Source organism: Nitrospirae bacterium CG2_30_53_67, assembly GCA_001873285.1.
GTDB lineage: Bacteria > CG2-30-53-67 > CG2-30-53-67 > CG2-30-53-67 > CG2-30-53-67 > CG2-30-53-67.
Genome location: MNYV01000134.1, coordinates 1 through 12,430, shown reverse-complemented (window position 1 = coordinate 12,430; position 12,430 = coordinate 1). Strand labels below are relative to the sequence as shown.

At 55.2% G+C, this 12,430-nt stretch carries 10 protein-coding genes and 1 other RNA gene; 6 read left to right on the top strand and 5 right to left on the bottom strand.

From position 1 onward, the window contains the following. Nucleotides 1-43 precede the first annotated feature (43 nt). Entirely contained in the window at nucleotides 44-883 is an 840-nt protein-coding gene (locus tag AUK29_08440; GenBank protein OIP62470.1) for a protease HtpX, read from the top strand. Then, entirely contained in the window at nucleotides 876-2,219 is a 1,344-nt protein-coding gene (locus tag AUK29_08435; protein ID OIP62469.1) for a 16S rRNA (cytosine(967)-C(5))-methyltransferase, read from the top strand. The genes AUK29_08440 and AUK29_08435 overlap by 8 nt, the downstream gene beginning before the upstream one ends. Nucleotides 2,220-2,221: 2 nt before the next feature. Here AUK29_08435 and AUK29_08430 read toward each other — a convergent pair whose 3' ends face one another. Both AUK29_08430 and AUK29_08425 read right to left on the bottom strand, forming a co-directional pair. Continuing rightward, on the bottom strand, nucleotides 2,222-4,396 hold the full coding sequence (locus AUK29_08430) for a hypothetical protein (protein OIP62468.1): 2,175 nt from the start codon (nucleotides 4,394-4,396) through the stop codon (nucleotides 2,222-2,224). Beyond that, nucleotides 4,386-6,179, bottom strand: a complete 1,794-nt coding sequence (locus tag AUK29_08425; GenBank protein OIP62467.1) for a hypothetical protein — start codon at nucleotides 6,177-6,179, stop codon at nucleotides 4,386-4,388. Before AUK29_08425 ends, AUK29_08430 begins: the two co-directional genes overlap by 11 nt. 205 nt (nucleotides 6,180-6,384) lie before the next feature. Between AUK29_08425 and rnpB the strand changes: the two genes are divergently transcribed. Both rnpB and AUK29_08415 read left to right on the top strand, forming a co-directional pair. Then, nucleotides 6,385-6,745: RNase P RNA component class A (gene rnpB / locus AUK29_08420), an RNA gene on the top strand. Nucleotides 6,746-6,774: 29 nt separating this feature from the next. Continuing rightward, nucleotides 6,775-8,340, top strand: coding sequence for a hypothetical protein (locus tag AUK29_08415; protein OIP62471.1), 1,566 nt, complete (start codon nucleotides 6,775-6,777; stop codon nucleotides 8,338-8,340). A 147-nt stretch (nucleotides 8,341-8,487) separates the two neighbouring features. Here AUK29_08415 and AUK29_08410 read toward each other — a convergent pair whose 3' ends face one another. Together AUK29_08410 and AUK29_08405 are read right to left on the bottom strand one after the other, a co-directional pair. Beyond that, complete coding sequence (locus AUK29_08410; GenBank protein ID OIP62466.1) at nucleotides 8,488-9,066, bottom strand: hypothetical protein; 579 nt, start codon at nucleotides 9,064-9,066, stop codon at nucleotides 8,488-8,490. A 1-nt stretch (nucleotide 9,067) separates the two neighbouring features. Continuing rightward, nucleotides 9,068-9,922, bottom strand: coding sequence for a hypothetical protein (locus AUK29_08405; GenBank protein ID OIP62465.1), 855 nt, complete (start codon nucleotides 9,920-9,922; stop codon nucleotides 9,068-9,070). 721 nt (nucleotides 9,923-10,643) lie between these two features. On the opposite strand from AUK29_08405, the gene AUK29_08400 reads away from it, so the two are divergent. Together AUK29_08400 and AUK29_08395 are read left to right on the top strand one after the other, a co-directional pair. Further along, a complete protein-coding gene (locus tag AUK29_08400) occupies nucleotides 10,644-11,174 on the top strand; it encodes a hypothetical protein (GenBank protein ID OIP62464.1) in 531 nt (176 codons plus the stop codon). 46 nt (nucleotides 11,175-11,220) lie between these two features. Further along, nucleotides 11,221-11,529, top strand: coding sequence for a hypothetical protein (locus tag AUK29_08395; GenBank protein OIP62463.1), 309 nt, complete (start codon nucleotides 11,221-11,223; stop codon nucleotides 11,527-11,529). Nucleotides 11,530-11,580: 51 nt separating this feature from the next. Here AUK29_08395 and AUK29_08390 read toward each other — a convergent pair. Then, the coding region (locus tag AUK29_08390; GenBank protein ID OIP62462.1) for a ferrochelatase at nucleotides 11,581-12,430 on the bottom strand (850 nt) is incomplete at its 5' end.

Below are 12,430 nucleotides of genomic sequence, written 5' to 3'. Positions count from 1 at the left end.
GAACCCTCAAACCCTTTTACTCAATGCATAAGGAGTCATCATCATGAATGTTTTTCGCACTACATTGCTCATGACGGCCCTGACTGTTCTCCTGGTCCTGGCCGGGAACGCCATGGCCGGTCCCTCCGGCATGAAGATCGCCTTGATCTTTGCGCTGGTCATGAATTTCGGGTCCTACTGGTTTTCGGACAAGATCGTGCTCGCCATGTACAAGGCCAAGGAGGTGACCAGGGCGGAGGCCCCGGACCTGTATGGGATGGTGGAACAGCTCACGAGAAAGGCGGAGCTTCCCATGCCCAGGGTGTATATCATCGAAAATCCTGCGGCCAATGCCTTTGCCACGGGGAGGAACCCAAACCATGCCGCCGTGGCCGTGACCACCGGCATCCTGCAGATCCTGGACAGGAATGAACTCATGGGCGTCCTGGGCCACGAACTTTCACATGTCAAGCATCGGGATATTCTAATCGGGACCATGGCGGCCACCCTGGCCGGCGCGATCACCATGCTCGCCAGCATGGCCAAGTGGGCCCTGATCTTCGGCGGCCGCAGGGATAATGACCGAGACGGAGGAGGGATTGCCGCCATTGCCATGATGATCCTGGCCCCGATCGCGGCCATGCTCATTCAGATGGCCATCTCCCGGTCCAGGGAGTATGCCGCTGACCGAGGCGGAGCCGAATTTTCCGGCAATCCCCGATATCTCGCCGGCGCCCTTTCAAAACTTGCACATAGCGCCCAGCGGATTCCCATGCAGGCCAGCCCCTCCACGGCGCACATGTTCATTGTGAATCCTCTGCGGGGCGTGGGGATCGCCACGCTCTTCTCCACGCATCCTCCCATCGAGGAGAGGATCCGAAGGCTCGAGGCCATGCGTGGCTGAGACCTCCCGGCAGATCGCCCTCGATGTCCTGACGGAAGTCGAAACCGAGGCGTGCTTTGCCGACGAGGTCCTGAACCGGCATCTCTCCAGAGCAGGGGGCATCGGGGAAAAGGATAGGAATTTTCTCTTCAACCTGATCAAGGGGACGCTCCGGTGGAGAGGGAGGGTGGATTATTTTCTCCAACAGATCGCAAGCCGCCCCCTTGAAGCGATGCCGGTCAGGATCAGGAACATCCTCCGGCTCGCCGCCTACCAGATTCTTTTCCTGGACCGGGTCCCGGACTGGGCGGCCGTGGACCAGGCGGCTGAACTGGCCAGGAGGTATGGGCATGAAGGTCATGTCCGGTTTGTGAACGCAGTCCTTAGGAACCTGATCCGGAGAAGGGAAGACCTCTCCCTTCCGGATCCATCTCTGACCATCTCCTATCTCCAAGCCGCGTATTCCTTTCCGGAATGGCTGGTGGAACGCTGGGTCCGACGTTTCGGCGCCGGGACGGCTGAGCGTCTTTTGGAAGCCTCCAACCTCCCCCCTCCGCTTTTCCTGCGGGTCAATACCCTGAAGATATCGAGAGAGGAATGGATCAGCCGGATCTCCGGGCAGGCCGAGGGGGCCCGCCCCCATCCCCTGGTTCCTGAAGGAGTCGAGGTGTCAGGTCAAGGAGATCTCACAACCCTTCCCGGCTATCAACAGGGATGGTTCTATGTCCAGGACCCAGGGTCCATGATCGTGGCCCATTTGTCCGGAGCCAAGCCCGGGGAAAGGATACTGGACGCCTGCGCCGCGCCCGGCGGCAAGGCTTCGCATCTTGCGCAGCTCATGCAAGACCGCGGGGAGATTGTCGCCCTCGAAATGGAAGAGGGCAAGATCGCGCGCATGCAGGAGAACCTGAAACGCCTCGACATACGAAGTGTGACGCTGCAAACCGGGGACGCGTCACGCGTCGAGTTTGCTCAGCCCTTTGACCGGATTCTGATCGATGCCCCGTGCTCCGGGCTCGGCACCATCCGGCGCCACCCAGAGGCCAAGTGGATCAAGAGCGCAGAGGATCTCATCCGGCATCAGGAAAGACAGTTATCCATTCTTCGGAATGTCAGCCGGTTTGTCCGGGATGGGGGGACGCTAATCTATGCCACCTGCTCCACGGAGCCCGAGGAGAATGAAGAGGTCATCGGGAGATTCCTTGGAGAGAGACCGGAATTTACGATCGAGAAGAAGCCCAAAGAATTGGAAGCGGCTATCCTCGAAATGTTCGATGAGCAGGGTTACTTCCATGCCTATCCGCATCTCCATCACACGGATGGTTTTTTTGCAGCAAGGCTGATCCGAAAAGAATAGTTTCAGATCCGTTTCAATCCGGCAAGTTCGGCGATGAGCTTCTTGGTTCCCACGCGCTGGAAATAGACCGTGACCTTGGCCCCCTTGTCGGAAGCGCCGGATTCGGTGATGGTGCCGATGCCCCAGAGGGGATGATGGACACGCACCCCCACGGGGAAACCGTTCTCGATCCGGACCGAAGGGACGATCCGGCTGAATTCCGGCGATGCCGAAGGAGTCTGACGCCGGGTGCGGGCCGGTCGGGATATGAACTCTCTGGGGATCTCATCTATGAACCTCGACGGGATACAGGCGCGGTAGGAGCCGTAGATCCTTCTGGATTCCGCCGAGGAGAGGAAGACCTTCTCCTTGGCTCGGGTGAGTCCTACGTAACAGAGTCTTCGTTCCTCCTCCAGTCCTGATTCACTCTTCAGGCTGTTGTTATGGGGAAAGAGCCCCTCTTCCATGCCGGTCATGAAGACCACGGGGAATTCCAGGCCCTTGGCGCTGTGCAGGGTCATGAGGGTGACGGTCCCAAGCGAGGGGTCGATCTGGTCCGTATCCGAGACCAGGGCGACCCTCTCCAGGAATGCCTCCAGGGTCTTTTCATCGGATATCTCTTCGAACTCTCGGATGGCCGAGTAGAGTTCCCGGATATTTTCCGCCCTGCTGATTTCCACGGGATCACGGGATTCCTGCAGCCTGCCGGTATAGTGGATCGCCTTGTCGATTTGTTGGAGAATCTCAGACGGGGCGGACCGTTCTTTTTCCCGGATCAGGTTTTTGATCATCCGTATGAATTCTCCGGCCTCCCTGCCTGCTCGGCCGACGATCAGGTTCCGTGCGGCCATCTCGTCCATGGCTGAAAACAGAGGCATCCGGCGTTCCGAGGCATAGGACGAAAGCCGGCTTAGTGTGGCGGCCCCGATCCCCCTCGGCGGGACATTGAGGATGCGCCGCAGATTGACGGAGTCGTTCGGGTTCGCAATCACCCGGAGATAGGATAGGAGGTCCCGGACCTCTTTCCTATCATAGAAGCGGAAGCCTCCGATCACGGCATAGGGGAGGCTGTGACGGCGCATGGCGTCTTCGAGCACTCGGGACTGGGCATTGGTCCGGTAGAAGACGGCGATCTCCGAAAGGCTCCTGCCGGCGGCCTGAAAATTCCGGATCTTCAGGGAGACGGCTTCAGCCTCCTCTACGTCGTCGGGAGCCTCATGGTATTCGATCTGTTCCCCTTGGCCGGCTCGGGTCCAGAGCTTCTTGGGCTCTCTTTGAAGGTTCTGCTGCACCACATGCCAGGCCGCGGTCAGGATGGTTTGTGTGGACCGGTAGTTCTCTTCCAGGTGGATGACCTTGAGATCCGGATAATCCTTTCGGAAGGAGAGAATGTTTCCGATGTCGGCGCCCCGCCAGCTGTAGATCCCCTGGTCGTCGTCCCCCACCACGCAGAGGTTGCGGCGCTTCTCCGAGAGGAGGCGGATGAGCCGGTACTGGGCGTGGTTGGTGTCCTGGTACTCGTCCACAAGGATGTGCCGGAACCGCTCCTGGTAGATGCTCAGAACCTCGGGATGGTTCTGAAAGAGCCGGACCGTGAGCATGAGAAGGTCGTCAAAGTCCAGGGCATTATTTTCCTTGAGCCGTCTCTGATAGAGATCGAAGACCTGGGCGGTCTTGGCCTCTACTCCGAATTTCTTGGCATCTGCGGCATACTCCGAAGGACCGAGGAGCCTGTTCTTGGCCTGGCTGATTCTGGAGAGGATCGCATCGCCTGAAAAAAGCTTTTCATTGATATTCAGCTCCTTCACGCAGGAGCGGATCAGGGCCTTCTGGTCCTGCGTATCGTAGATCACATAATTGGATGCATATCCGAGCAGGGAGATATGGCTCCGGAGGATCCTGGCGCAGGAGGCATGGAAGGTGCTGATCCAGAGACCCCGGCAGTCGCGTTTGAGCAGGCGCTCCACCCTCTCCCGCATCTCGCCGGCCGCCTTGTTCGTGAAGGTTACGGCCAGGACCTGCATGGGGCCGACCCCCCTTTCCTGAATTAGACAGGCGATCCTGTGCGTGATCACGCGGGTCTTCCCGCTCCCGGCCCCGGCTAGGATCAAAAGAGGCCCTTGCTCGTGGAGGACCGCCTCCCGCTGCTCGGGATTGAGGCCGTCGAGGAGATGTGCCGGGTTTGTATTATGCTCCATAGGACATCTTTCTTTTCAGAATAGACTGGTTATAGGTCCTGACCACGTCCCCTCGGGTGACCATGCCGATAATTTTCTGAGGGTCGGACCGGTCGACCACGGGGAGGACTTCGATGTCGATGCGCCCGAATTTCTCCATGACGGAATCGAGGTTCTCATCCGGGGTGACTGTGATGACATTCGTATAGGAGATATCCTTGGCCACGATGAACTTTTTCAGCTCGTCCTCGAAGAGCGACTCCTTGATATCCTGAAAGGAGAGGATGCCGGTCATTTTCCCTTTGTGGTTCACTACCGGGAAATAGAGGGTGTGGCTCCTTGTGGCCACCCTCACGATCTCGTCAAAGGGCATATCCTCCTGGATCAGGGTCATCTCCTTGCTCATGACCTCCCGGACCTGGATGGAACGGAGAATGTTGACCTCCTTTCCGGCATGGAGATTGATTCCCTTTCGTGTCAGGGTCTCGGTGTCCATGGATTCGTGCTTGATCGTCCTGGCGATCAGGGTCCCCACCACGCTTGCAAACATAATGGGAAGGATGATGCGGTAGTCGTGCGTGATCTCGAAGAGGAGGAAGATCGCGGTCAGCGGGGCGTGGGTCACCGCGGAGAGAAAGGCCCCCATCCCGACCAGGGCATAGGCCCCTACGGGAGCGGTGTGGGCCGGAAAGAACTGGTGGACGATCCCTCCGAATCCGCCGCCGATCATCAGCCCGATATAGAGGGATGGGCCGAACATCCCACCGGAACCTCCGGACCCCAGGGTCAGGGAGGTGGCCGTGATCTTCAGGAAGGCGAGGAGGATCATGATCCCGTAGAAGATCTCCCCTCGCAGGGCGTTGTTGATGGTTTCATACCCGTGCCCCATGACCTCAGGGAAGAAGATGCCGATCAATCCCACAAGGGACGCGCCGAGGACCGGTTTGGCCAGCGGGTGAAGCTTCATGCAGGTGAAGAAATCAGAGGTGCGGTAAAACATGTAGATATAGATCACGGCCAAGATCCCGATCTCAACCCCCATGATCACGTAGAGGAGGAGTTCCCAGTTGCTGACCATGGAATAGGTTCTGACCTGAAAGATGGGGTTCTCACCGAAGTATCCTCGGGAGACCACGGTGGCGATGCCTGAGGAGATCACGATCGGGCTGAAGCTCAATAGGGTGAAGTCCCCCAGGAGCACGATCTCCAGTGCGAAGAAGATCCCCGCGATGGGGGCGTTGAAGGCCGCGGCGATCCCCCCGGCCGTGCCGCAGGCGATCATCACCTTCATCCGGTTGCCCGACACCTTGAAGAGCTGTCCCGTATTCGAACCGATCGCGCCGCCGATCACCGCAATAGGGCCTTCGAGTCCGGCTGAGCCCCCGCTTCCGATGGTCAAGGCCGGGGCCGCGATGCTGATCACGATACTTCTCAAACGGATGATCCCCCCCTTGATGTTGACCTTTTCCAAAAACTTCGGGAATCCATACCCGTTGACCTCTCCGGGGAAGATCAGCGACAGGGGGATCAGGAGAACGGCGCCGGCGACAGGGAGCAGGGGGACCAGAATCAGGGTCCAATGGCCCTGGACGATTCCCAGGAGCTCGTGCCCCCCGACGAAGATGACGGCATGAACCCAGTCCACGGCTTTTCTAAGCAGGATGTAGGCCCCGCTGCTGAGCAGCCCCACGGCAATGGCGGTGATGATCAGGAAGGTTTGATCCGATATTCTAAAGAGTTTTAATTTTTCATTGACCAGTTTCCGGAAACGGTCGGTTCCGGCGGCCCTGACGGCTCCAGGCAAAATCTCTCCTTCAAAGATGCCAGCGTATTGCGGTGAAATTGATTCATTTTTATACGGCTTCCTTCAAAAAGTCAAATGACTTTTATCAAGTTATCCCTGACTGAATCAACCATTGAAGCCGGTTTCTCTATTTTATGGGTCCGCAGACCCTGTGGATCTTTATCCCTTTACGAAATCCGCATTTCGCGCTACAATGACACCATCCCAAGCAGATCGGGTAATCGCCCCGGTTTTACCGGGGAGGAAAGTCCGGGCTCCACAGGGCAGGATGCTTCCTAACGGGAAGTCTCGGTGACGGGAAGGAAAGTGCAACAGAAAATACACAGCCCCGGCTTGGTCCGGGGTAAAGGTGAAATGGCGGGGTAAGAGCCCACCGGTGTCCGGGTGACCGGGCAGCCTGGCAAACCCCATCCGGAGCAAGACCAAATAGGGAGGCGCTTGAGGGTGGCCCGCCCGATGCCTCCGGGTTAGGTCGCTTGACCCTGATGGCGACATCAGGGCTAGAGGAATGATTACCATCCCATGAAAATGGGATACAGAACCCGGCTTATAGATCTGCTTGGGACATTTTTCTTTTCTGGAGGAAAAGAAAAATATGGATCAATCCGAACTCCTGAAGGCCATGCAGGACCCCGTGTTTTACCCTGAGCATCCTTCCCGGGTGGAGATTTTGAAGACCCATATCTCCACGCTCTTCGTCACCGACCGGTTTGTCTATAAAGTCAAGAAGCCCGTGAATTTCGGCTTCCTGGATTTTACCGGCCTGTCCGCCCGAAAGTTCTTCTGTGAGCAGGAAGTGCTGCTGAACCAGCGGCTCTCCCCCAATGTCTATCTCGACGTCGTGGAGATCCGAAAGACCGGCATCGGGTTCACCCTCGCGCCCGGGGGGGCCGCCGTGGAATACGCCGTAAAGATGCGGCGCCTTCCCAAAGATCGGATGATGGATGTCCTTCTCCAGGAAGGCGGGATCCGGGAAGAGACGATCCGTGAGATCGCCCTGCTCCTGATCGGATTTCACAGCCGCGCCCATACCGACCCGGAGATCGCAATCTACGGATCTCCCCAGCGCATATCCAAGAACACCGAAGAGAATTTCAGCCAGAGCGAATCCTTCGTAGGCGCCTGCGTCAGCCCCGAAGCATATCACCGCATCTCAGATTTCACCCGCCGCTTCATCGAGCAACACGCCCCCCTCCTGCGGAAGAGAATGCAGGAGAACAAGATCCGCGACGGCCACGGCGACATCCGCATGGAACACATCTGCATTGAAGATCCCATCGTGATCTTCGACTGCGTGGAATTCAACCGCAGGTTCCGGTATATTGACGTGGCCTCGGACCTGGCGTTTCTCGCCATGGATCTCGACTTCCATGAGGCAAGAGGCCTCTCCCGCCATCTGGTCCGGACCTATGTGGATTATACGCATGACCTCGACCTGCTCAAACTGATCCGTTTTTACAAGTGCTACCGCGCCTACGTTCGGGGCAAGGTGGAAAGCTTCAACTACAATGACATATACACATCCGACGAGGAGCGGAAGGCCGCTCTCGCCTCGGCCCAGGCCTATTTCACCCTAGCCGATTCATATGCATCTTCCAAACCGTACCTCATGATTATGACCGGCCTGACCGGGGCAGGGAAGACCTCGGTGGCCGAGCCCCTTTCCAGGGAACTCAATGCAGCCCTGTTTCAGAGTGACCGGATCCGAAAGGAGCTTGCCGGTATTCCCTTGGAGGAACACCGGTTTGAATCCTTCGACCAGGGGATCTACTCTCCGGAGTTCACCCGGCGGAACTATCAGACCCTCATGCAGAAGGCCGAGGAAACATTAAAAAAAGAACAGTCCGTGATTCTGGATGCAACCTTCCTGAAAAGAGATGACAGGATGCGGGCTTGCCGGATCGCAGAGCAGATCGGGGTCCCCTTCTTCATCATCGAGGTCACCTGCCCGGAACAGGAGGTCGAGCGGCGGCTGTCACTCCGCCTGCAGCAAGCCGGCGTCCCTTCGGACGGAAGGTGGGATATCTATCAGGCACAGAAGCAGATCGCGGAACCCGTCACCGAGGTCCCGACTGAGAACTACATCCGGATCGATTCTTCAGAGAAGGGAGATGTTGTATCCAGGGCAGAAAAGGAAATCCTGTTTGCCGTGGAGGCATAATGTTTGGGGTCAGACATTGATAATTTGATATTTAATCTATTGCCCCTCCAGAAGCGCTTTAATAATTTAGGATCATCTCAAAATCTTTCAACGATCTTCTTCAACATATATTTATGGATGCATGCGTGTTGTTTTAATATCTAATTATCAATGTCTGACCCCAAGAAATTTTACGACCCACTGCGGAAACTTCTCCGCCATGTCCCGGAGCGCTTCAGGGTTGAGAGCGTCTTTCTCCAGTTCTCCCCACTCTTCCGGGTCTCTGCCGTAATAGAGCGTGTCGAGATACGCCTTTTCCGCCGTGGCCAGGAAATATCCCTCAACGGACTCAAAACCCCAGAAAAGTCTCTTTGAAATGTGGGAGAATTCGATGATCTCACCCATCAGGCGGATCTGCCGTTCCCGCCCCACGGATGTACTCAGTGTAACCACCGAGCAGACAAACGGGCGTTGAAGCAGAATCCCTCTGTCATGAAGCGCCCACTCGCAGGAGATATAGGAAGGGGCCTCCCTGATGTGGCAGGCAAGATAGGGAACGGTCAGGCCCGGATACCGGTATCGGTTCCAATAGGTCCCCCGTTGGAGACGAACGATCTTTCCTGAAGCGGTAGAGCGGACCAGCCATTGGGCCGGATAACGGAGAAACTTTTCAAGCTCCCTGACTCCGAACACTTCAGGAAGCCGTGAAAGAAGTTCGCCCGCCGGTGTTCGGCCCCTATGTTTCATCTCAGCCGATGATCCTTTCATGAAGTCCCTGCTCCAACAGATCCTTCAGGGTTGTTTCAACCGCCGACAGGATCTCTTTGTAGCCCCGCTCTTTAAAGTATTCCAACTCCTCCGGAGGAAGGAACCGGCGCAGTTCATCCACTCCATTCAGCAGTCTCCTGCTTTCCTTGGGATCCAGGAAGAAGCGCAGGCTCCGTTTGGGAGCAAACCTCCCCGGATATGCCTTTGTCCTCTCCACAATCAATTCGGGCGGCGCGGCCACGCGAAGTGTACGCGTCAGGAACCAGATATCGTACAGGTCCCTTCCCTTCACATAGGGCCGCTCCACCAGCGCTTTGATCTTCTCCGCCAGGATCTCCGGCGCCGGTGCGCAGAGAACGACACTTCTGCCGAAGGGCACACGGATCGCCGCCTCACGCAGAAAGCGGTTGACTTCCGGGATCTGACGGAGAACAAAGCGCTCGGCCTCCCTCCACTCGGCCTCCTGTATCTCGATTTTCACCGCCATTTTGCTTCGCTCTCCCTCACGCCGGTACTTGACCCAGATCGTGTGAAGCGATCCCTTTACCTTTTCCCCTCCGGTGATCTCGAGTGAACCGGGGCCGAACTGCACCGGGATCTTTTTCTCCAGTCCTTTTTCAAGGGTCTGTGTGAGGACTCGGATCTCCTGTTTCTCCAAAGTCTTCCCCAAAAAATCCAGATCTTCGGAATACCGCGTCCCGGAGTAGGCCCAGCGCAGACACGTGCCCCCCTGAAACAGGAGCTTAAGGGAGATCGGTTGAGAATAAATCATATCCAGGATGAGAAGCTGGAAAATCTCCAGGTCTTGAATCAAGCGTGACGAAAAGGGCTTCATGGGCGATCCTTTTATTTTAATATACATAATTGTATATTTACGTAAACACTATGTCAAGAATAAAAATGAAGTAACAGTCCTTTCCCCCATAAAATTAAATATGGATCATCTCCAAAAGAGTGGGTGAAAACATCAGGGGCCGAAGGTCCGAGGGGTCAAGGGGTCGAGTGCTTTTCTCTGGAGATTTTGCTTGCGTTCTTGTACTCGGTTTACCGGTATCAGTATTTCACTTGACCCCTTGACCCCTCGAATCCTCGAACCCTTTTTACCCACTAAATGGCCGATGGCTCGTAGAGGAGAAGAACCTTAAATATAAAAAGGCAGATCCTCAGTGTCTCCTCGATTTTATTAAACGTTCCCATAGGATCCGCGAAAAGGGGATGAGCATGGGCACCCTCCTTTGATATTCCCGATAGGCGTCACCGAACTCGAACAGGAGCTTTCGCTCTTCAAGGAATGTTCCAACGATGATATAGATGGTCAAGATGATGTTCACGATGAATGCTGAAGGACTCTAATGAGGTTACTTCCAAAACATTAAATGTTGACTTGTTCTCCCCAATTTCATTATTATGAGCATGTTGTTCCATTTTGCCTATGAAAGCGGGGCTCTAAGGCCTGAAAACACTTATATTTTGAACGTTTATTCTTGGTTATCATTGAGTTAACGTGGTCCGACCCGGACCGATGGTGAACGGAAAACTTAATCAAGGATCATAACATGACCCCAAAAAAATTTTATGACTGGCAGACGGCAGGTGGCACAGACGATGTCATGCGCTTTGTTGATTGTCTTGAGAGAGCAGATCTTACATGGTGCGCAATAGGAGGCATAGCTGTTAATCATTGGGCCGATGAACCCATGGTCACTCAAGATGTGGACTTTGTTGTTGCCACAGAATCAGTGGAACTTGCCAAGAAGCTTCTTGAGGAGGCCGGATTTAAATCGGAACGTTTTCCATGGTCAATCAATTTTCGTGGTCATTCCAAGGTAAGCATTCAATTGAGCACGGAAGATTTTTATAAAGATTTTCCAAATAGGTCTGTTCCAGCAGACATACATGGAATTCTGATGCGAGTTGCGTCTTTGGAAGACACCTTGCGGGGAAAAATTAAAGCCTGGCGAGATACGGAAAGAAGACAAAGTAAAAAGCTAAAAGACCTTGGCGATATTGCCCGCTTGGTAGAAAGCCATCCTCATCTTTGGGAATTTCTTGATGCGGATTTGAAAGTAATCATTCATAAGCAATAATTGGTCGTTTCGTTTGCGGGGTCGGACCACGGCAAGTGTTTGCTTAATGGGCTTGATAGATGTGATCAGTCAGGATGATTTGAAGCGTACATACAAGGACTGGATCGAAGATGCCGTCCAAAAAAGAAATCATATTCGTGAGAGCCGTTGGACAGAGAGCGTTGCCGTAGGAAGTGAAGCGTTTGTCCTTCAGACCAAAGAGAAACTTGGCCTCAAAGTCAAAGGGCGAAAAATTATAGAGAAGGAAGATTCATTTGAGCTTCGGGAACCAATTGTTTCTTATGGGACTCATTTAGCCCCTGAAAATACGGTTCTAAGCGCTCAAAACACTTATTATTGGAGCTTGAACCAATAAGTATCAAGAGGTTACCGTGGTCCGACCCCAAGAAACAAAGAAACAAGCAATTTACGATAGTCTTTCCATCACAATCTTCGCGAGTGCGGAGATGAAGGCGGGGTCGGTGTTCAGGGATTCGGTCCTTCTGTATTCCAGAATCCCCGATGACATGGCCAGTTCCTTGTAGAGGATATCGATTTCGTAGAGGGTCTCGATATGGTCCGAGACGAAACTCACGGGGACCATGAGCAGGGCCTTCTTTCCTTGCGCGGCGAGGCCGCGGATGACCTCATCGGTTCCGGGTTTCATCCAGCGAACCGGACCGCTCCGGCTCTGGAAGGCGAGGTGATGGAAAACGGGTCCGACCCTCTGCACTACACCTTGAATGGTCTTTTGAATCTCCGAAAGATAGGGATCCCCCTGATCAATCATCTTCTGCGGGAGGGCATGGGCTGAGAAGATCACCTCTACCTTTCCGTGATGTTCCGGCGAAAAGGAATTCAATCCCTGCCTGACCTTGTCGGCAAGCACATCCAGATAGGCCGGATGATCGCAGAAACTCTTGATCTCCTGGATGCGGACCGCCTCAGATACCGCGGCCGCGGCCCGGTTAAGGTCGCTCAGGCTCGACCCGGTGGTGGCCTGTGAGAAATGCGGGTATAGCGGGAGTGCGAGGATCGTTTTTGCCCCTTGGGATAATGCTTCGCGCACCGCATCATCCGAGCGCGGGGCTGTATACCGCATGGCCACGAATACCGGCGCGTCGAGACCCATCCCGCGAAGCGCCGCTTCCAGGGCCTCTGCCTGTGCCCTGGTGATCTTCAATAGAGGTGAGCCGCCTCCGATCTTCCTGTAATTTTCAATAACCTTTGGGGTTCGGAAGTGGACGATGAGACGGGAGAGAAGAGGCTGCATGGGG

Bases quoted from the DNA above. Each gene is read 5' to 3' on its own strand.
- AUK29_08440 (OIP62470.1), top strand. From the start codon at position 44: ATGAATGTTTTTCGCACTACATTGCTCATGACGGCCCTGACTGTTCTC.
- AUK29_08430 (OIP62468.1), bottom strand. From the start codon at position 4,396: ATGGAGCATAATACAAACCCGGCACATCTCCTCGACGGCCTCAATCCC.
- AUK29_08415 (OIP62471.1), top strand. From the start codon at position 6,775: ATGGATCAATCCGAACTCCTGAAGGCCATGCAGGACCCCGTGTTTTAC.
- AUK29_08410 (OIP62466.1), bottom strand. From the start codon at position 9,066: ATGAAACATAGGGGCCGAACACCGGCGGGCGAACTTCTTTCACGGCTT.
- AUK29_08405 (OIP62465.1), bottom strand. From the start codon at position 9,922: ATGAAGCCCTTTTCGTCACGCTTGATTCAAGACCTGGAGATTTTCCAG.
- AUK29_08400 (OIP62464.1), top strand. From the start codon at position 10,644: ATGACCCCAAAAAAATTTTATGACTGGCAGACGGCAGGTGGCACAGAC.
- AUK29_08395 (OIP62463.1), top strand. From the start codon at position 11,221: ATGGGCTTGATAGATGTGATCAGTCAGGATGATTTGAAGCGTACATAC.